Source organism: Amorphoplanes digitatis (genome assembly GCF_014205335.1).
GTDB lineage: Bacteria > Actinomycetota > Actinomycetes > Mycobacteriales > Micromonosporaceae > Actinoplanes > Actinoplanes digitatus.
In genome coordinates this window covers 5,699,944-5,719,963 of record NZ_JACHNH010000001.1, presented here as the reverse complement: position 1 = coordinate 5,719,963, position 20,020 = coordinate 5,699,944, and the positions used below count along the sequence as shown (strand labels likewise).

Sequence of the window (20,020 nt, the reverse complement as noted above, 5' to 3'; positions counted from 1 at the left end):
GTACCTGAGAATGATGTGGGCGGGCGTCGCATTCCGCGATCTTCATTCCATGATCCTTCTCAATGACCCTCGCGTGGCGGCGAGGAGAAGCGCCGCCGCCCGGATCGTCGTCGATCTGGATGCTGTCGCGCACAACACCCGTGTGCTCGTGGCGCGGGCGCGTGGCGAGCTGATGGCCGTGGTCAAGGCGGACGGCTTCGGGCACGGGGCCGTCGGTGTGGCCCGTGCCGCGATCGGTGCCGGCGCGAGTTGGCTGGGCGTCACCGGGATCGGCGAGGCGCTGGAGCTGCGGGCGGCGGGGCTGGGCGCGCCGGTGGTGAGCTGGCTCAACCCGTTGGCGGCTGACTTCGCTTCCGCCGTACGGGAAGATATTGATCTTGCGGTTCCGGGTCTTTCGCATCTGGCCGTGATGCCGGCGGGTGCGCGGGTGCATCTCCAGGTGGATACGGGGATGGCTCGTGACGGTGCGGCGCCGCAGGAGTGGGCGGGGTTGTGCCGGGCGGCGCGCGAGGCGGAGGCGGCCGGGCGGATCGTCGTGGCCGGGGTGATGAGTCACCTGGCCGGACCGGACACCGCGGGTGCGCTGCGGCGCTTCCGGGAGTGTGCCGACGTCGCGCGCGGAGCCGGGCTGCGCCCGGCGGTGTGTCATCTGGCCGCGACGGCCGCCACCCTGACCGCTCCGGAGGCCCACTTCGATCTGGTACGCGCCGGAGCCGGGCTGGTCGGTATCGACCCGACCGGCGGGAACGTCCTGCGCGGGGCGATGACGCTCACCGCGCCGGTCGTCGAGGTGCGCCGGGTCGCGGCCGGGACACCGGTCGGGTACGACCACGCGTGGCGGGCTACCCGCGACACCACCCTCGCGCTGCTGCCGGTCGGCTACGCGGACGGGCTGCCGCGCCCGGCCGGGCCGCACGCCGAGGTGCTGCTCGGTGGTCGCCGGTGCCGCGTCGCCGGACGGATCTCCATGGACCAGATCGTCGTCGAGGCGGGCGCCGGCTGCCGGCCGGGTGACATCGCCGTCGTCTTCGGGCCCGGGCGGCACGGGGAGCCCACCGTCGCCGACTGGGCGGGCTGGGCCGGCACGCTGCCGCACGAGATCGTCACCGGGCTCGGCGCCCGCCCGCACCGCCACGTCATCGGAGGGAACTGACATGCCCCGCATCCGGGCCGCCGTCATCGGCGGCGGCGGCAACGGCGAGCACGACGTGTCGCTGGCCTCGGCCGCGGCCGTCGCCGACGCGCTGGACCCGTCCAGGTACGAGGTCGTCCGGCTCACCATCGGGCGCGACGGTTCCTGGCCCGGCGGCCTGGCCGGTGCGGTCACGCTCCTACAGGGGTGCGACGTGGCACTGCCGATCGTCCACGGGCCGCGCGGCGAGGACGGCACGCTCGCCGCGCTCCTCGACCTGGCCGGCGTCCCGTACGTCGGCTCGGGGCTGCGCGCCGGCGCCCTCGCGATGGACAAGTGGGTGACCAAGCTGATCGCCGAGGAGGTCGGCGTCCGCACCGCGCCGGGACGGCTGCTGACCGCGCGGACCGCCGGCGGGTACGCCTGGAGCGGCCCGGTCGTGGTCAAGCCGGTCGCCGCCGGGTCGAGCCTCGGCGTCGCGCTGGTCGGCGCGCCGGACGACCTGCCCGGCGCGCTGGCCGAGGCGCTGCGCCACGACGACCGCGTCCTCGTCGAGCGCGTCGTCGAGGGCCGGGAGGTGGACGTCGCCGTCCTGGACGGTCCCGGCGGCCGGATCGTCTCGCCGGCCCTGGAGATCGTCGCCGACGGGTTCTTCGACTATGCGGCCAAGTACGGCGGCGGCACGACCTTCCTGGTGCCCGCGCGGCTCGACCCGGCCGCCGGCAAGGCCCTCGAGGCCGCCGCCGGCGCGATGTTCGACGCGCTCGGCTGCCGTGGCGTCGCCCGCGTCGACTTCTTCCTGACCGCGGACGGCCCGGTGCTCAACGAGGTGAACACGATGCCCGGCTTCACCGAGCATTCCCAGGTACCGCGGATGTTCGCGGCCACCGGGATGAGCTATCCGGACCTGCTTGACCGGTTGATCAGCGACACGCTGGCCTAACGTGGATGAGGTGAGCGATCGGGGGACGCTGTTCTGCGCGACGGCCGCGGTCGCCGTGCTCTTCTCCGGCGCTATCGAGTACGACGGGCAGGGACCCCTGTCCGTGCTTGTCGTCCTCGGCACCGCGCTGGCCGTCGGGCTGGTCCGCCACGCGCCCTGGGTCTCGCTGGTGCTGGCCTGGCTGATCCCGATCTGCCAGACGGTCACCGGTACGCCGCTGGTGGTCACCCAGGCGGCCGTCGCGGTGATCGCGTTCGGGCTGGCCCGCTGGGGCGGGCGGGCCGTGCTCTGGGCGAGCGCGCTGTCGATCGCGGCCGGATCGGTGGTCGCGGTGGTGCTGATCGGTGCGCAGGCCCTGAACGTCTACCTCCCGTACTCGCCCTGGCGCCTGATCGGCAGGACCATCGACCAGCTCGGATTCGGCTGGCAGGTCGGCACCGTGGTGGTGTTCGTGGCGCTGCTCGGCACGCCGTGGCTGGCCGGGCTCGCCCTGCGGATCTCCGACCGGGCCCGGACCGACCTGGACCGGGCCGCCCGGGAACGCGCCCGGGCCGAGGAGACCGCCCGGATACGGGACGCGCAGACCCGGCTGGCCCGCGACGTGCACGACGTCGTCGGCCACTCCCTCGCGGTGATCCTGGCGCAGGCCGAGTCCGGGCAGTACCTGCCGGACGAGGATCCGGCCGCCCTCAAGTCGGCCCTGGCGACGATCGCCGCCTCGGCCCGTACGTCGCTCGGTGATGTGCGGCAGGTGCTGACCGCGACCCGCGACTCCGCCGACGACCTGGACCGGCTGATCGACAATCTGCGCGACGGCGGCCACGAGGTGATGTCCGGCCAGGCGGGTACGCCCCGGACCCTCGACGAGGAGCAGCGGATCACCGCGTACCGGGTGCTCCAGGAGATGCTGACCAACGCGATCCACCACGGTCTCCGGGGCGGGGCCCTGACCGTACGGCGAACCTGGTCGCCCGGTGCGCTGGAGATCGAGGTCCGCAACGCGGTCGAACCCGCCGCGAACGACCGGCCGGGACCCGCGGGATCGGGGCTGGACGGCATGCGGCAGCGGCTCGCCGGCGTCGGCGGCAGCCTGTCCGCCGGGGTGCACGGTGAGGTGTTCGTCGCGACGGCGAGGATTCCGCTGCCGTGAGCGACGACATCACGGTGCTCGTCGTCGACGACCAGGAGCTGTTCCGGGCCGGGGTCGCGGTCATCCTCAACGCCCAGCCGGGCATCCGCGTGGTCGGCGAGGCCGGCGACGGCGCAGACGCGGTGAGCCTGGTCGAGGAGCTACGGCCGGACGTCGTCCTCATGGATCTGCGCATGCCCGGGATGGACGGCGTCGAGGCCACCCGGCTGATCTACGCCACCGCGTCACCGCACCCGGTCCGCGTCCTCGTGCTCACCACGTTCAACCTGGACGACCGGGCGGCCACCGCGATCCGCCACGGCGCCAGCGGCTTCCTGCTCAAGGACACCACGCCCGCGCAGCTGACCGACGCGGTCCGCAGCGTGCACGCCGGCAACGCGGTGCTCGCACCCGCCGACCTGTCGGCGCTGCTGACGACCCGGTTCCCGGAGCGCACGCCGGTGCCGGACGCCTATCTCACGCTCACCGACAAGGAGCGGGCCGTCTTCCGGGCGGTGGCCCGCGGAATGTCGAACGCGGAGATCGCCGCCGAGATCTTCGCGGGGGAGTCGACCGTGAAGACGCACGTCGGCGCGATCCTGCGCAAGCTGTCACTGCGGGACCGGGTGCAGATCGCGGTGTTCGCGCACGAGCACGGCCTGCTCTCGTGAACTACGGCTGTTCGTGCGCGGTCCGGGCCACCTGTAGCTTGCGGGCGACGTCCGCCGCCTGCGGGTGCTCGGCGTTCGACAGGATCTTGTACGCGTCCTCCCAGCTCTCCCGCGCCGCGGTGCCGTCGCCGACCGCCTCGTGCGTGTCGCCCAGGTGGACGTGGAGCTGAGCCTCAAGGATCGGGTCGGCCAGCGCCCGCGCCAGCCGCAGACCCTGCTCGTAGTGGCCGGCCGCAGCCTCATGGTGTCCCAGATGGTGGTTGGCCTGGCCAAGGGTGCCGAGGGCGACGGCCTCGTTCGCCCGGTCGCCGGCCTGCCGCTGGAGCGCCACCGCCCGTTCGTGGTGGACGATCGCCTCGTGCGGGGCGCCGAGCTGCGCGTGGTACCAGCCGACCGCGTTGCTCGCCTTGCCCTCCCAGCCGGGGTGGCCGAGCTCCGCCCACAGCGCCAGCGACCGCTCGGCGTGTGCGAGGGCGCTGTCGTGTTCGGCCTGTAGCCAGCACACGTACGAGAGCACGTACTCGGTCTCGGCCTCGCCGGGCCGGTCGCCCGCCGCCCGGCAGGTCTCGGCCGCCCGGCGCATGTGTGCGTGCGCCTCGTCGAAACGGTCGAGCCGGCCGGCGACGACGCCGAGGAAACGATGCGCGTGCGCCACCGCCGGGCGGTCCATCAGCGCCGTCGCCGCCCTCAGCGCGACGGCCCAGGCCACGCCCTCGTCGTGCCAGTGCCGGTGTTCGAACAGGAACGAGTCCAGGGCCCAGCCGAGCTGCCAGGCGTGCCGGTCCAGCCCGGCGTCGCTCGCCTGGCGCAGGGCGGCGAGCAGCACCGCGCGTTCGGTGCCGAGCCACGCCAGCGCCGCCTTGGCGTCGAGGGGCCCCGTCGGTCCGTCGCCGTCCAACCGCATCGGGATCGGCGGGCGGGTCGGATTCAGTATCCGGTCCGCCTGGTGCGCGGTGTGCGTGTAGTGGTCGAGCAGCCGGGTGAGCGCGGCCCGGCGGTCGGGTTCGGTGTCGTCGCGGTGAGCGAGTTCGGCGGCGTAGACGCGCAGCAGGCCGGGCAGCCGGTAGCGGCCGGGCGCGTGCTCGGTGAGCAGGCTGGCGTCGGTGAGCTCGCGCAGCGTCCGGCGGGTCTCCTGGACCTCGGCGCCGGACAGGGCGGCCACCGCGTCGACGCCGATGTCGGCACCGGCCGCGAGCCCCAGCAGGCGGAACAGCCGGGCGGCCGGCGGGTGCAGGGCGCGGTAGGACCAGGAGAACACCGCCCACACGCCGTCGAGGGTGGCGGAGCCCGGGTGCCGCAGCTCGGCGGCCACCGCCGCGGGCGGGAACCCGGTCTGCCGGATCCGCGCGGCGACCAGCGCGAGGCCGAGCGGATGCCACCCGCACGCCGCCACGATCGCCTCGATGTCGTTGTCGTCCGCCGGCCCGGCCGCGACGCGGCGGCGCAGCAGCGCGGCGGCCTCCGCCGGATCCGGCAGGTCAAGGGCGATCGGCTGCGCGCCCACCTCGGCGACCAGGGCGGTCAGCCGGTTGCGGCTCGTCACGACGGTACGCACGGCCGGCCCACCGGACAGCAGCGGGCGGACCTGGTCGGCGTCGCGGGCGTTGTCCAGGATCACCAGCAGCCGGAGCCCGGCGGACAGGCTGCGGTACATCGTCGCCTGCCCGTCGCGGTCCTTCGGCAGGTGCTGCGGTTCGACGCCCAGCGCGTCGAGGAAGCCGCGGATCGCGTCCGCGGGGTCGACGACCTCGTCGTCGCGGTCGAAGCCGCGCAGATCCACGTAGAGCTGACCGTCGGGGAACGCCTTGGCGGCGCCGCGGGCCCAGTGCACGGCCAGGGCGGTCTTGCCGATCCCGGCCGTGCCGGTGACGGTCACGACCCGCGTCGTCGCGGCGTCCAGCGCGGCGAGCGCGGCGCCGCGGCCGGCGAAACCCTCGACGTCCATGGGCAGCTGCGCCGGCGCCGGCGTCCGGGTCGCCGGCCGGCGGCGCGTCTCCGCGTGGACGCCGACCAGGATCTCGTGGCGTCGCCGCCAGTCCGCCACCTCCGCGGGGGTGCCGCCGCATGCGATGATCAGCGGCCGCACCACGCCGGCGAAGTCCGGCGGGCGCCGGATCTCGCCGTTGAGAATCGCGTAGAGCTGCGTCCTGCTGATGCTCACGTCGCGCGCGACGCTCTGTAGGTCGCGCCCGGACGCCTGCCACCGCCGCCGCAGCTCGGCACAGTACGCGGCCACCGGGCCGGTGTCCGGCGAAACACCCACGGGACCACCGTAGCCGGTGCCGTCCGGCGAACCGGTCTCCGGGAGCCTCCACCATCAGCGGCGTTGCCCGCGCGTTCCGGAGTCTGTCGGAATCGCACCCTCCACACCGGAGCATCGGGTTGGCTCGCCTGGTGCCCGGACGAATGCTTCTCGTGGTGATGCTCGCACCGGTGGTCGCCGGCGTCGCGCTCGGATACCTGCTCGGTGGGCGCCTCGCCGGATTCGGCGCCATCAGGATCCGGGCGCTCTGGCTGGTGTGGCTGGCCGCGGGCGTGCAGTTCGCGCAGTACTCGGCGCTCGGCGCCCGGCCGCTGCTCGCGGTGGTCTTCACACTCGTGGCGGCCTGGCTCGCCGTCAACATCCCGGAGTGGCCGGGCGCGGTCCGGGCGGCCGCCGTCGTGATCGTGCTCGGCGCGTCGCTCAACGGGCTGGCCATCGCTCTCAACGGCCGGATGCCCTATGACGCCGCCGGCGCCGGGTCGCGCGCGCCGGCCGTGACGCCGAAGAACGAACCGGCGGACGCGGACACCCGGCTCGCCGTTCTCGGCGACACCATCGCGATCCCGCCGCTGCGCGCGGTCGTCAGCCCCGGTGACCTTCTGATCGGCGGCGGCACCTGCGCGTTCGTCGTGTTCGTGATGCGACGGCGGACCATCGCGGAGGAGGTGAATCATGATCCACACACTGAGCCGGCGGCGCGTCGTCCTGGCGATGTTCGCGCTGGCGGCGCTGGCGACCCTGCTCTACACGGTCGGCGCGCCGATGACCGAGGGCAGCTGACGACACCGACGAGGGGAGTCCAACGATGACTCGGGCAATCGCCTGGCGCGGCGTCATCATCGTGATCATCCTGGCGACGATGGCCTTGCTGCTCTACACCGTCGGCGCCCCGCACGAGCACGGTGGCTGATCGGCCACCGGTACCGCACGCCACGGGGGACGTGCGGTGGTGCACTCACCACGCCCGCTCGGGCGTGGTGAGTGTGCGGGTTCTTTAGGGTGAGGGTTCCGGCGTGTCCGACTGGTCCCGTTATGCCCTGGAAGGGGGTGCGGCTACCTTCCCGGCATGCTGCCGTTCCGAATCACCGGCGCGTTGACCGCGCTCTGCCTGCTGGGTGCGGCGGCCGGCTGCGAGTTGCCGCACGACCCTTTGAACAGGGCGTTCTCGCTGGCCTTCATCCGCAACGACGACGGGCGCGGTGAGCTGCTGCAACTCGCCGGCGGCGAGCTGTACCACCGGTACATGCCCGTGATCCGGGTCGGGTGGCCGGCGTCCGGGCTCTGGAGGTACACCGGCTGGGAGCGCATCGGCAGGGCCGGCGTCCTGCTCGAAGGGCCGATCAGCGTGGCGATGCGGTCGAAGGACCATCACCTCGAGGTCTTCGCGCGGGACCCCCGGACCGGCACGATCGTGCGCACCGTGCGGCAGAATCCCGGCACGTGGGCGGACTGGGCGCCCGTGGAGAACCCGCCGGACGCGCAGATCTCCGGCGCTCCGTACGCGGTCACCGGCCCGGACGGCAGAATCCGGCTGTTCGCGCGGGCGGGCCGGCAGCTCTTCTTCGCGACGCAGAGCGAGCCGGACGGACACACCTACCGCGACTGGCGCCGGCTCGACGGCGGCGAGGCCGGTGGCGACCCGACGGCCGTCGTGTCCGGCGACACCATCCACGTCTTCGTCCGTGATCCGGACGGCCACCCGGCGCACACGACGCTCGCCGGCGCGCAGCAGGGACCCTGGGAGACGCTGGATCCCACCGAGACCTTCGACAGCCGGATCGCCGTCGCCCTCAACGCCGCGGGAGTCCCGGACCTCGCGATGGCCACGCCCGGGCGGTCCATCCGGTACGCGCACGGCGTACGCGCCGCGGACGGGAGGCTCGCCTGGCAGTGGTCCGCCCAGGCGGGTGACGTGATCGGCGATCCGGCCATCGTCGTGCGCGACGGCCGCACCCTCGTCTTCTCGGCCTTCGACCACCGCGGCGCGGCACGCTGGGCGCAGACACAGGACCGGCGCCTGTCCGGCGGCTGGCAGAGCACGCCGGAAGCGGCGTTCGCCACCACCGAGGAGGGTCGCACGCTTGTCACCTCGCCCGTCGCGGAGACCGTCACGGGCCGCACCGGGTCGGCTCCCGAGGTCTTCATGATGATCGACAAGGGTCCGGATCCTCAGGACCGGGCGCTGCACGAGACCGCCATGTTCGTGCGGCGGCCCGGCGCCGAGTGGACGACGAACACGGAGGACTGGCCGCAGCCGTCGTGAACCACCCGGCCCGGTCAGCGTCGCGGGCCGTCGCGGACCAGGACCGGCTCCTCGTCGGCCGGGCCGGACCATTCGATGCCGAGTGCGTCGAGCCACGGCTCGAAGGGCGCGCCGATGATGCCCAGATCCTGATGTGAGCGGCGGGCCCGGCGGCCGGCGGCGTGAATCTCGGGGAGCGGCACCGCGTACAGCCGGGCCAGCGCCGATCTCGCCGACGGTCCGTCCACCAGCCGGCCGGTGAAGCCGCCGCGCTCCCGGCCGATCGTCGCCACGTCCGTCCGCCACGGGCTGCCTTCCCGGTAGGGCCAGAGGCCGAAGAACCTCGGGTAGACGTAGCTGTGGTGCACCCGCCGCACCCGGCCGTCCAGGGTCGCCAGGACGATGTGCTCCGCGCCGTACTCATCATGATCGAGAGCGATGAAGGCCCGGATGACCACGCCGGTACGCCGCAGGAGGAACAGGACGACGTCCGGCAGGGAGGTGTAGTAGGTGTCGTGGGAGAACAGCTCGATCCGCCGCACGTCACCGGCGTCGTAGGAGCGGGCGTACAACTGCTCCGGCGCCTGCTCGCAGTCTTCGTCGTCGATCGCCGTCAGGACCGTATCCACGTCGGCCTTGTCCGCGACGTCGATCCAGGCGTTCGCGCCGTACGACCCCACGGCCACCTCCAGAATCACCCACCATCGTGTCCCAAAGTGAACCACTTTGCATGGGTAATCAGCCCGGGTTAAGTCGATCAGCCCGAGTCGCCGAACGGTCGGCCAACGGGTGCGGTTCGCCGGCGCTCGCCGTGTCACGCTGCGGACGGTTCCAACGACGTGCCGGCGGGAGTTCTCGAACATGACCAATGCGACGGCTATGGCCCGGGTTGCCCGGCTGACGGTGACCGGGCGGGGCGCGGACCGGGAGCGGGAGGCCCTGGCGGCCTGGTTGCGCGGCAACCCGGTGCTGGGCCGCGGGTGGCCCGTGTCGACGGCGGCGCCGGCGCCGGTCGCGGGGCACATGGGTGGCGGCACGGCCGACGCGCTCGAGGTCGTGCTCACCGGCGGGCTGGGCGCGGCTCAGTTGATCATCGCCGTGTTGACCTGGCGTCAGGGGCGGGCGACGGCCGGCTGTTCGGGGCTCCACGTCTGCGTGGACTGCGGCGAGACCCGCGTCGAGATCTCGGATCTTCCCGCCGAGCCGCCGAGCAACGATGGGCAGTGAGCGGCCCGCGGCGGCGGATCCCGCCGGGTCGTTCGCCGTCCTGATCGGCACCAGCCGGTACGACGATCCCTCGTACGCCGACGGGCAGCTCCCCGGGGTGGCGAACAACGTCTCCCGGCTCGGGTGGATGCTGCGCGACCCGAGCCTGTGGGGCCTGCCGGCGGCGAACTGCGTGGAGGTGCTCGACCCGCGGTCGCCGAGCGAGATCATCGACCCGATCAAGGAGGCGGCCGCCCGGGTCACCGGAACCCTGCTCGTCTACTTCGCCGGCCACGGCCTGCTGTCGTCGATCAACGCGAAGCTCTATCTCACCCATTCGTTGTCGGTCGACGGCAATCCGGTGTCCGCGCTGGACTTCGATCACGTCCGTCACGCGCTGACCTTCTCCGGCGCGCCGAGCCGGATCATGATCCTCGACTGCTGCTACGCGGGCAACGCGACCCTCATGGGCCCCGCCGACGGGCAGGTGGCGGTGGACGGCACCTTCGTGCTGGCCGCGACGCAACCGAACACGCCGACGCCGATCGGGTCGGGAGGGCTCACCACCTTCAGCGGCGAGCTGGTGACGCTGCTGCGCAACGGGGTGCCGGGTGAGCGCAGGTTTCTGACGATGGGGACCCTGTCCCGGGCGCTGGAGAAACAGATGGCCAATCGGGGCCTGCCGCAGCCGCGCGCGCTCTCCGAGGGCAACGTGGGGGATCTCGCCCTGTTCCGCAACTGGTGGGACCACGACATCGTCAGCGCCGAGCCCTGCGCTCCCCGGGTCGCGGGGGCCGGCGACGCCGGTCACCGGCTCTCCGATCAGGCATCGACCCGGTGGCGGGCCGAATGCCGTGCGGTACCGGGGATCCTGCTGGCGGCGACGTTCGGCAACCTCGTCGCGGTGCTGCTGGCCGAGCGCGGGCCCGCCGGATTGATCATCGCCGTCAGCCTGTCGACGGCGCTGGCGGTGTACGTCGTTCGACTCGCATTGGCGATGACGCTGGCGCTCGCCGTTTCGAAGACCACGGAGAACTGATGTCCTCTTTCCTCACCGCGCTGCGGCGGCTCCTGCCGTACGCGACGGCGTCACTCGTCGGCGCCGTCGCGATCACCGTTTCGATGGTGTACCTCCCGCAGGCCGGGAAGCGAACGGCGCCATCGGCAACGGCGGCGGCGGCCGTCCCGGCGCTCCCGGCGGGTGTCAAGCTCGTCATCATCAGCGGGAAGGACCCCAGCGGCGTCCGCCAGGAGCTGGTCGACGAGTGGAACGCCGAGAACCCGCAGGCGCCTGCCCACCTGCGGGAGGTCGACGGCGACACCGGCCGGCAGCGCCTCGACATCCGTACCGCGCTCAAGGACGGCAGCGCTGCCATCGCGGTCCTGGACTCCGTGCACCTCAGCGAGTTCGCCGCCCAGCGCGACGACGGGACGGAGGGGCTGCTCGCCGAGCTCAAGTCCGACGGCACGTTGACGAACGGCTTCCTGGCGGGCCCATTGGCGACCTGTTACTGGAAGGAGCGCCTCTACGGGCTGCCGTTCAACACCGACGTCGGGCTGCTCTTCTCCGCCGACGGCACGCCCGAGCCGCAGAGCTGGACCGAGCTGACCGACTCGGCCCGGGCATCCGCGAACCGGAAGCAGATCGCTCTGCAGCTGGGGCCCAACGAGGCATTCGTCGTCAACGTTCTGGAACAGATGCTGGCCGAGGACACGACGATCCTCAATCCGACGGGCACCGGGAACGTTGTCCGGCTGGACAAGTGGGAGGCTGCCCTCGAGCCGCTCAGGGACGCGCACGCAAGGGGACTCATCGTCGACAGCGAATCAGAGGACGCCAGTACCTACGCATTCACCAAAGGAGAGGTGCGTTACATGCGTAACTGGCCCTCGCAGTTCAAGAAGATCGATGGCCGGCCGGGGGTCCGGAGGCTGTTCGGACCCGGCGTCCTCGGCGGGCAGAACCTGGTGTTGTCGCGCACGACGCCGTATTACCAGCAGTCCCTGGAACTGCTGAAGTTTCTGACGAACTCAGCGAGCCAGGAGCGGCTCTTCCGCGTCGGCGGGTTCGCGCCGACCCGCAGGACGACGTACACGATGCAAGCGGTGAAGGACGATGTTCCCTACGCGGCGGAACTCCTCGCAGCGGTCGAGGAGGCGCGTCCGCGGCCCATCACGCCCAAGTACGAGCAGGTCTCCCGGCTCATCCTGAACAACCTTCGCCCGGCGGTGCTCGACGGCAGGCGGATAGACGACAGCTTCGAGCGCGACATGGCGGAAGCGCTGCACGAGTGACGGGGCCCCGCCTACGATAAACCGATATGTCGCAGCAACCGCCCTTCGGCCCGCCGGGCGAGCCGCCCGGCGAGCCCGGCCGGCCGCAGGCGTACCCACCCACGGGTCAGCCCGGCTATCCGGGCCCGGCGACCCCGCACGCCGACCCGCGCTTCGACCCGGCCGATCCTCTGATCAGCGCCGACTTCGCGGGCTGGTGGCAGCGGGGCTTCGCCGTCGTACAGCGCGGGTGGAAGCCGCTGGCCCTGATACAGCTGTGCGCGTTCGCCGCGTCCCTGGTCCTCATGATCCCCGCACAGATCTTCTTCAACCTCGCCACCCGGGACGCGGCGGCCGGGCACGACTCGTCCGTGATCGCGGTCGTCGCGTACGGGCTCGCCGGGATTCTGGTGGCGCTGATCTATGCGATCGCCTCGTTCGCGGCGGTGCGGCTCGTGGTCACCATCGCGACCGGCGCGGAGGCGCGCGCCGGGCAGGCCGTGCGGGCGGTGCTGCCGCGGCTGCCGGCGCTGATCGGCTGGTCGCTGCTGGCGGGCCTGATCGTCGTCGCCGGGCTGTGTGCCTGCGTGGTGCCCGGCGTCTACTTCGGGGCGGTCTTCATCATGCTGCCCGCCGTGGTGTTGTTCGAGCGGGGCGAACCCCTCACCCGGTGTTTCCGCCGCTTCAACCACTCCTTCGGCGCCGCCGTCGCGCGGACCGCCACGATCATCGGGCTCCTCATCGGCATTTCGATGGTCTTCGCCCTGCTGAGCGGTCTGGTGACCCTGCTCGCACTGGGATCGGTGTTCGCCGACCCGGCGGTCTTCGCGAGCACCGGCGCCGTCGTCACGGACGCGGTGCTCGGTTCGATCCTGGAGATGACGGCGTCGCTGATCAGCGGCGTCGTGCTGACGCCGCTGATCGTGGCGACCTACGCGGACCTGCGCGCCCGCTGGGAACCGTTCACCACGGCGTACCTGCCCGCGGCGTGAGGCGCCCGGTCACGCCTACAGGTGGCACTTGCGCAGGTCGTCGCCGGAACCGGGCATGACCGCGGCCGAGTAGGCCACCCGGTCGGTGTTGAACTCGGCGGCGCCGCTCGCCTGCTCGACGTCCAGCGCCGAGGGCAGCTCGTTCTCGGCCAGCGGCTTGCCGACGTACACCGCGGTGAGCGTGCCGCCGCAGTCGCGCGCCCCGAAGTTCTTCGGCGCCTTCACGGTGACGGGACGCCGGCCGTCCACGGTGACCTGCTTGCGCTGACCCGAGCCCAACTCGTAGGTCACCCGGCCGGCGACCGAGGTGAGCACGACGTTCCAGAACTCGACCTGTACCGGCATGCCCTTGCAGAGCGTGGCGACGGCGCGGTTCTTACCGAGCAGAACGTTGTTCGACGGATCGGTCTCGGACATCGCCCGCACCCAGTTGATCGTCTGCTGGTCCGACCAGTACGTCGTCTGCTGGCACTGCGCGGCGGCCGTCGTCGCCGGCGCGGCCGAGGTGAATCACCGCACACGGCTGGGGGCGGTGGGCCGCCGGCCCACCGCCCCCAGGCCCCTTATCCGACCGCGTACGCCCGCAGCACCGTCACCGCGGCGGTGTTGCCCGCGGCGTCGGTGGCATTGGCGCGCAGCGACACGAACCCGGTGCCGGCGGGATTCGTCACCAGCACCACCCGCCGGTCGCCCGTTCCGCGCACCGTGGCCGGCCGCCACGTGCGCCCGTCGTCGGTCGAGAAGTCGACGGTCAGCGTGCGGTTGGGCTTGGCCGCCGAACCGGTCGTCCGCTCGACGGTGACCGGGAAGGCGAACGCGCGGCCCGCCGGTGCCACGTTCTTCGCGTCGACGGGCGGGCTGAACCGCACCGTGGACAGCGGCAGGCGTACCGGGGTCTCCCCGGCCGACGCCGAGCGGAACGTCCACGCGGCGCTGACCGATGTGGACAGCCGGAACGGCGCGCCGCGGGTGGCGGAGTGCTCCAGCCGGTACCGCGCGTCGCCCGGCGGCACCTCGAACTCGGCGTAGCCCGACGGTTCCTCGCCGACAAGCGTGCCGTCGCGGTAGAGCGCGGCCCGCGCGGTCGCGGTGCGCGCGTCGCCCTGGTGCCCGGCGCCGTCGCCGAACAGCGGGACGCCGGTCATGATCACGTCACCGACCCGGGCCGCCACGTCGACGTCCCCGGCGACCGAGGGCGCGAACGCCGCACGGTTCCAGTCCTCCCGGTAGGTCCGGCCCGGCCGGTACCGCGTGCTGGGCGAGAAGGCGATGCTGAGCAGCTCCGGGAAGCTGTCCGGGTCGCTCTGCAGCTCCTGGTCGAAGTCGCCCGCCCAGGTGGCCCCGCCCTCGGTGCTCAACAGGTCGGTGCGCTTCGACGGCAGCCGGAACGGGATGCCGACGGACCATGAGCCGATGGGCGGACCCAGATCGGCCCAGTTGAACTTGACACCAGCGATGCCCTCGGCCTCGGCCTCGTACGCGAATCCGGACCGCAGCGTGGCCAGGTCGCCCGCCCGTACCCGCTTGGTGTATCCGTCGTAGAACGCGCCCTTCTTCAGGTACGAGAGGTTGTAGAGGAACGGCGTGTCCCGGAAGGTCTCCCCGGTGGCGTCGAGCTTCGCGAAGGCCGCGTTGACCGACCCGTAGAAGCCCGCCTGCCTGCCGCGCGGGCCGGCCTGGCCGAGGAACAGGTCGGCGCCGTTCTCGGAGAGCACGGAGGAGCCGACCCCGAAGTCCTCGTTGACCCAGTCGGCGTTGATCGCGACCAGGGCCGGCGTCGCGTCCTTGCGGGGCACGGTGATCTTCACCGGCTTGCCGCGGCGGGCGTCCAGCCGCACGGTGACCGGGCCGCCGACCACGATCTTCGGCTGGACCAGCGCGGTGATGTCCTCCGCGCCGAAGATCCAGGCGGCCAGGCCGTACTCGCCCTTCGGCAGCCGCACCTTGTCGGTCGCCTCGGAGCTGTAGACGTCGTAGAACTCGACGGCGTCCAGGCGGTTCAGCGACGTGAGATGCTCGGCGGGCCGCCCGTCCCGGCCGTCGTGCACCAGCGTGACGTCGTAGCTCTCCACCTCGCGGTTCACCGCGACCGGTGTCTCCACCCGGACGTCGCCCGGGCCGGTCGCGACCAGCCGCCCGGTCTTGAAGCCGTCGGTGCCCTCCCCGCCGGTGTCCGCCGTGACCGTGGTCGTGGCGGTGCCGCCGGCCGGCACCGTGACGCCGGTCCCGGCCAGCGAGAACGTGCCGGTGTCGCCGGCCAGCGACAGCGACAGGGTGATCGGCGCGGTGCCACCGTTGCGGTAGGTGACGGTCTTGGTGACCGGCACGTCGTCGCCGTGCGGCCACTGCTGCCGGCCGAAGCTGATGCTGCCCTCGTCGACGGAGACCGCCTGGCGCACCACGCGGGCCACGTCGACGCGGCCCGCGCCCTGGCCGAAGGCGTCGACGCCCTCGGTCGGCTTCGCGGCGCCCATCAGCAGGGTCTTGCGCTGCCTCGCGGACCATCCGGGGTGCTGCTGGGTGACGATCGCCGCCGCGCCGGCGACGTGCGGCGTGGCCATCGACGTGCCGGAGAGGCTCACGTAGCCGTCACCGGCCGGAGTGCCGATCTGGCCGTTCGCGGCCCGGGCGGCGACGATGTCCACGCCCGGCGCGGTGATGTCCGGCTTGATCGCGTCATCGCCGACCCGGGGGCCGCGGCTGGAGAATTCGGCCAGCTGGTCCTCGTCGTCGACCGCGCCGACGGTGAGCGCCGAGTCGGCGCTGCCCGGCGAGCCGACGGTCGCGGTGGCGCCGGAGTTGCCGGCCGCGATCACGAACAGGGCGCCGTGCGCCGCGGTGAGGTCCTCGACGGCCTGCTCCAGCGGGTCGATGCTCGGCGAGTCGCCGCCGCCCAGGCTGATGTTGATCACCGGCGCGGCCTTCGCCGCCCACTGCATGCCGGCCAGGATCGACGACTCCTCGCAGAACTCGGTCGAGCACACCTTGCCGATCGCCAGCTTCGCGCCGGGCGCGACGCCCTTGTACCGGCCGCCGGACTTCGCGCCGCTGCCCGCGATGATCGAGGCGACGTGCGTGCCGTGGCCGACGAGGTCGTCGGTGTCCGGGTCGGGGGTGAAGTTCTCGTTCGCCACGATCTTCCCGGCGAAGTCCGGGTGGGTGGCGTCGATGCCGGAGTCCAGGATCGCCACCGTCACGCCGGTGCCGTCCAGGCCCGCCTGCCAGGCCGACGGCGCGCCGATCTGCGGCACGCTGACGTCCAGGTCGAGCTTGCGCTTGCCGTCCAGGTAGACCCGCTCGACACCCGGCGACAGGGCGCGTGCCCCGGCCGTACCCGTGGTGAGGGACTGCCATAGCTCGGCCCGCGCGGTGCGCTTCGCGCGCACCGCGAGCACGCCCACCCCGCCCAGGTCGCGGGTGATCTTTACGGTCGTGCCCACTGCCGGCTGCGCGCTCGCCGCGCCCTTGCGGCTCCCGGATCGGGGGTACGCGAGCAGCAGCGGCAGCTCGGCCTCGCCGGTGTAGCCGAAGTCGCGCAGCGCGGTCAGGTCGAACAGCCGCTGGTCGAGCCGGCCGCCCCGCACCAGCGGCAGCGCGTCGACCGGGATCACGTAGTGGTGCCCGGCGGCCTTGCGGCTGACGAACCGCGTTCCGGCCCGCCCGGGCGCGCGTTCGATGCTGGTCTGTCCGCCCGGTGCGACGACCACCCGGTCGCCGGTGATCAGGGTGATGCTCGTGGATTTCCCGGCCGGCCGGGCGGGCGACGCGCCCGGATCCGGTGCCGCGGACGCCGCGTGCGGCGCGACCGCGACGAGCGCGGCGGCCGTGACGGCGGCGAGCAGGGCAGTGGGCAGTTTTCGCAGGCGCATGGAGGGCCCTCCCGTCAGCCGGGCCGTGACGGCCCGGCGCCCATAGATGTCCGTAACTCTTCCACGATCGCGCAACCCGGCATCCCGGTTCGTCCTGTTTAGATGATCACTGAGCGTGGCATCGACTTCCTACTATGCCTGGGGTCGCGGTGTCGACGCCGCGACTCCATCGTCAGAAGGGTCGTCCGCATGCCACGCAAGACGCACCGATTACTGACCGCGGCACTGGCCGGCATCGTCCTGTCCGTCGTCGCCGCCGCACCCGGGTCCGCCGCACCGGCCGCACCCGATCGCACGAGCAAGGCGGAGCGGGCGCGCGTCGACGCGGTGCCCACGCCGAAGCTCGGCTGGTACAAGTGCTACGACGTCGCCGAGTGCGCCACCACCCGGCTGCCGCTCGACTACGACAAGCCGAAGGGCGCCACCACCGAGATCGCCATCCTGCGGATCAAGGCAAAGGACCAGAAGCACAAGATCGGCAGCCTGTTCCTCAACCCCGGCGGCCCGGGCGGCTCGGCGACCGAGTTCGCCCTCTACGCGCCCTACTTCCTCAGCGACTCGCTGCTACAGCGCTTCGACATCGTGGGTGTCGACCCCCGCGGCATCGGCGCCAGCGCGAACGTCAAATGCTTCAAGTCGGTAAAGGACCAGACCGCCGTCTTCGACCTGATGAACGTGCCGTTCCCCGTCACGAAGGCGGAGGAGAGCCGGTACGTGACCGGTTCGAAGCGGTTCGGCAAGGCCTGCTCCACCACCGGGCGGACGCTTGCCGGCGCGATGTCCACCGCCGAGGTGGCCCGCGACATGGACGTCATGCGCCGCGCGGTCGGCGACAAGAAGCTCAACTACCTGGGCTTCAGCTACGGCAGCGCGCTGGGCCAGTACTACGCGAACCTGTTCCCGGACCGGTTCCGCGCGCTGGTCATCGACGGCGTGCTCGACCCGGTCGCCTGGGTCGGCAACACCCGGCAGATCCTCGACGAGCGGCTGCACTCGTCCGACGGCGGCTACCGGGCGCTCATCGAGATCCTCCGGCGCTGCGACCGGGCGGGCGAGACACACTGTGTCTTCGCCGCGGGTGATCCGGTCGCGAACTTCGAGACCATCGCCCGCGAACTGCGCGCGAAACCGCTCCAGCTTCCCGACGGCGACGGCGGCACGTTCACCGTCACCTACGCGATCTTCGTGAACGCGATCCTCGGCTCGCTCTACGACCTCTACGCCGGCCAGGTGGTCACCGAGATCTCCGCGGAGGTCTGGGCGGCGCTGCACGAGGGCTCGCCGGCCGCGCTGACCGAGCGTGCCCGGGCGGTGCGGGCGACCAAGCGGGGCTACGACTTCCCGTACGAGAACGGGTTCGAGGCGAGCAGCGCGGTCATCTGCACCGACGGCCGGCATCCGGCGGACGCCGGGTCCTGGCCGGCGGCCACCGCCCGCCGCGACCAGAAGGCGCCGTACTTCGGCCGGTCCTGGGGCTGGATCGACAGCCAGTGCGCGAACAAGACCTGGACCGTGCAGGACGAGGACGCCTACCGCGGGCCGTTCACCAAGCGGACCGCCGCGCCGGTGCTTGTCGTCGGCAACTTCTGGGACCCGGCGACGAACTATCAGGGTGCGGTCGCGGCGAGCCGGCTGCTGCCGAACTCGCGGCTGCTGTCCAGCAACAACTGGGGCCACACCGCGTACGGCTCGGGCGTGTGCGCCACCACCTCCATCGACGACTACCTGCTGACCGGCAGGCCGCCCGCCAAGGGCAAGGTCTGCACGGACTCGGTGCAGCCGTTCACCGAGCCGCTGCCACCGCCGGGTGAGACCACCACCCTGTCGACGCCGACCGGCAAGCAGCGCCCGCCGGTCGCCACGCTGGTGCCGGAGTCGCTGCTGACGCCGGAGAAGTGACGGTCCGGGTGCGGTGCGGTGCGGCGCGGCCGCACCGCACCCGGTACCCGGTCCGGCAACTATCGTCGTGCGGATGAGGGAGTCCGCCGCGGTTCCGGTGATCATCGACTGCGATCCGGGGCACGACGACGCGCTGGCCCTGCTGCTGGCCGTCGGCGACCCGCGGCTGCGCCTGCTCGGCGTCACCACCGTCGCCGGCAACCAGACGCTCGACAAGACGACGAGGAACGCGCTGCGGATCCTCGCCCTGGCCGGCGCCGCCGACGTCCCGGTCGCGGCCGGCTGCGACCGGCCCCTGGTCGGGGACCTCGTCGTCGCGGCGGACATCCACGGCGCGTCCGGGCTCGACGGGCCCGACCTCGACGTGCCGGTCGCCGAGGCCGGGCGTGTGCACGGCGTCGAGCTGATGCGGCGGCTCATCGCCGGCAGCGCCGAACCGGTCACCCTGATCGCCACGGGGCCGCTGACAAACGTCGCGCTGCTGCTGCGCGGCCATCCCGAGGTCGTGCCGCGGCTGCGCCGCATCGTCTTCATGGGCGGCTCGACCGAGCGCGGCAACACGACCCCGTACGGCGAGTTCAACATCGTCACCGACCCCGAGGCGGCCGACATCGTCCTGCGGTCGGGGGTGCCGGCCACCATGATCGGCCTGAACGTCACCCACCTGGCCCTGGCAACCGACCAGATCATCGCCGAGTTCCGCGGGCTGGACACCCGGCTTGGCGCCGTCTGCGCGGACCTGATGACGTTCTTCGCGGGCACCTATCGCCGGGTGTTCGGGTTCGCGCACCCGCCGGTGCACGACCCGATCGCCGTGGCCGCCGTCATCGACCCGTCGATCCTGCGTACCGTCGCGGCCCCGGTCGCCGTCGAGCTGACCGGGACGCACACCCGCGGCGCCACCGTCGTGGACCTGCACTCCCGCACCGCCGCCGCACCGAACGCGGACGTCGCGGTGGGTATCGACGTCGACGCCTTCTGGCGTCTGCTGATGGCGGCGGTGCGCAGGGCGGGCGGGGGCTAGGGTACGGACCGGATGACGTCGAGGTTGCTGAAGCGGGGTGCGCCCTTGCACAGCGCCGCCATCTGGCGGGCGAACTCGCCGGTCTCGGGCCGGTCGCTGTTCGCCATGGCTTCCTCGTGGGAGGCGAACTCCACAATGGTCACGTACCGCTGCGGGTTCTCCCGGTCCTGGGTCACGGTGAGCCGGAATCCCGGCGGCGTCTCGCCCGCCCGGGCGATCTGCTCGTCCCCGAGCGCCTGGATCTCGTCCGGTCGGTCAGTCTCGTACTCGATGATCTGAACGAAGCCCACGCAAGCCTCCGGATGTCCGAATTGTGGCTCGAAGTTATCAGCCAAACCGGCCCGGAAACCGCCGCGAGTCACGATGAACCCGATCG

The 20,020-nt window shown here is 72.5% G+C and carries 17 protein-coding genes; 12 read left to right on the top strand and 5 right to left on the bottom strand.

Translation table 11 applies throughout. From position 1 onward, the window contains the following. Positions 1–49 precede the first annotated feature (49 nt). From alr to BJ971_RS25160, 4 genes are read left to right on the top strand one after another with little or no spacing between them, the layout of a single operon-like run. Entirely contained in the window at positions 50–1,153 is a 1,104-nt protein-coding gene (gene alr / locus BJ971_RS25175) for an alanine racemase (RefSeq protein WP_184995679.1), read from the top strand. Position 1,154: 1 nt separating this feature from the next. Next, the gene (locus tag BJ971_RS25170; RefSeq protein WP_184995678.1) at positions 1,155–2,075 is read left to right on the top strand and encodes a D-alanine--D-alanine ligase family protein; all 921 of its coding nucleotides are present in this window, start codon (positions 1,155–1,157) and stop codon (positions 2,073–2,075) included. Between the two features lie 10 nt (positions 2,076–2,085). After that, positions 2,086–3,225: a sensor histidine kinase gene (locus BJ971_RS42280; protein ID WP_184995677.1), complete on the top strand. Its 1,140-nt coding sequence runs from the start codon at positions 2,086–2,088 to the stop codon at positions 3,223–3,225. Continuing rightward, positions 3,222–3,875: a response regulator gene (locus tag BJ971_RS25160; protein WP_184995676.1), complete on the top strand. Its 654-nt coding sequence runs from the start codon at positions 3,222–3,224 to the stop codon at positions 3,873–3,875. The genes BJ971_RS42280 and BJ971_RS25160 overlap by 4 nt, the downstream gene beginning before the upstream one ends. Before the next feature lies 1 nt (position 3,876). On the opposite strand, the gene BJ971_RS42275 is transcribed toward BJ971_RS25160, so the two are convergent. Beyond that, positions 3,877–6,138 (bottom strand): ATP-binding protein, encoded by a 2,262-nt coding sequence (locus BJ971_RS42275; RefSeq protein WP_184995675.1) that lies wholly within the window; start codon positions 6,136–6,138, stop codon positions 3,877–3,879. Positions 6,139–6,281: 143 nt separating this feature from the next. On the opposite strand from BJ971_RS42275, the gene BJ971_RS25150 reads away from it, so the two are divergent. Next, on the top strand, positions 6,282–6,947 hold the full coding sequence (locus BJ971_RS25150) for a DUF5317 family protein (RefSeq protein ID WP_184995674.1): 666 nt from the start codon (positions 6,282–6,284) through the stop codon (positions 6,945–6,947). A 257-nt stretch (positions 6,948–7,204) separates the two neighbouring features. Then, positions 7,205–8,401, top strand: coding sequence for a DUF8189 domain-containing protein (locus tag BJ971_RS25145; RefSeq protein WP_184995673.1), 1,197 nt, complete (start codon positions 7,205–7,207; stop codon positions 8,399–8,401). Positions 8,402–8,415: 14 nt separating this feature from the next. On the opposite strand, the gene BJ971_RS25140 is transcribed toward BJ971_RS25145, so the two are convergent. Next, positions 8,416–9,078 carry a hypothetical protein gene (locus BJ971_RS25140; protein ID WP_184995672.1) on the bottom strand — a complete coding sequence of 221 codons (663 nt, stop codon included), beginning with the start codon at positions 9,076–9,078 and terminating at the stop codon, positions 8,416–8,418. A 163-nt stretch (positions 9,079–9,241) separates the two neighbouring features. Between BJ971_RS25140 and BJ971_RS25135 the strand changes: the two genes are divergently transcribed. From BJ971_RS25135 to BJ971_RS25120, 4 genes are read left to right on the top strand one after another with little or no spacing between them, the layout of a single operon-like run. Beyond that, positions 9,242–9,607, top strand: coding sequence for an effector-associated constant component EACC1 (locus BJ971_RS25135; protein ID WP_184995671.1), 366 nt, complete (start codon positions 9,242–9,244; stop codon positions 9,605–9,607). Next, positions 9,597–10,625 carry a caspase, EACC1-associated type gene (locus BJ971_RS25130; RefSeq protein WP_184995670.1) on the top strand — a complete coding sequence of 343 codons (1,029 nt, stop codon included), beginning with the start codon at positions 9,597–9,599 and terminating at the stop codon, positions 10,623–10,625. Before BJ971_RS25135 ends, BJ971_RS25130 begins: the two co-directional genes overlap by 11 nt. Next, entirely contained in the window at positions 10,625–11,881 is a 1,257-nt protein-coding gene (locus BJ971_RS25125; RefSeq protein WP_184995669.1) for an extracellular solute-binding protein, read from the top strand. Before BJ971_RS25130 ends, BJ971_RS25125 begins: the two co-directional genes overlap by 1 nt. Before the next feature lie 26 nt (positions 11,882–11,907). Beyond that, on the top strand, positions 11,908–12,852 hold the full coding sequence (locus BJ971_RS25120; protein WP_184995668.1) for a hypothetical protein: 945 nt from the start codon (positions 11,908–11,910) through the stop codon (positions 12,850–12,852). A 15-nt stretch (positions 12,853–12,867) separates the two neighbouring features. Here the strand turns inward: BJ971_RS25120 and BJ971_RS25115 are convergent, their stop codons facing one another. Both BJ971_RS25115 and BJ971_RS25110 read right to left on the bottom strand, forming a co-directional pair. Then, complete coding sequence (locus BJ971_RS25115) at positions 12,868–13,269, bottom strand: hypothetical protein (protein WP_184995667.1); 402 nt, start codon at positions 13,267–13,269, stop codon at positions 12,868–12,870. Between the two features lie 146 nt (positions 13,270–13,415). Further along, the gene (locus BJ971_RS25110) at positions 13,416–16,721 is read right to left on the bottom strand and encodes a S8 family serine peptidase (protein ID WP_184995666.1); all 3,306 of its coding nucleotides are present in this window, start codon (positions 16,719–16,721) and stop codon (positions 13,416–13,418) included. A 189-nt stretch (positions 16,722–16,910) separates the two neighbouring features. Here BJ971_RS25110 and BJ971_RS25105 point away from each other — a divergent pair, with 189 nt between their 5' ends. Continuing rightward, positions 16,911–18,620: an alpha/beta hydrolase gene (locus BJ971_RS25105; protein ID WP_184995665.1), complete on the top strand. Its 1,710-nt coding sequence runs from the start codon at positions 16,911–16,913 to the stop codon at positions 18,618–18,620. 73 nt (positions 18,621–18,693) lie between these two features. Continuing rightward, positions 18,694–19,644, top strand: coding sequence for a nucleoside hydrolase (locus BJ971_RS25100; protein WP_184995664.1), 951 nt, complete (start codon positions 18,694–18,696; stop codon positions 19,642–19,644). Here BJ971_RS25100 and BJ971_RS25095 read toward each other — a convergent pair. Continuing rightward, a complete protein-coding gene (locus BJ971_RS25095; RefSeq protein ID WP_184995663.1) occupies positions 19,641–19,934 on the bottom strand; it encodes an antibiotic biosynthesis monooxygenase family protein in 294 nt (97 codons plus the stop codon). The genes BJ971_RS25100 and BJ971_RS25095 overlap by 4 nt on opposite strands. Positions 19,935–20,020 lie beyond the last annotated feature (86 nt).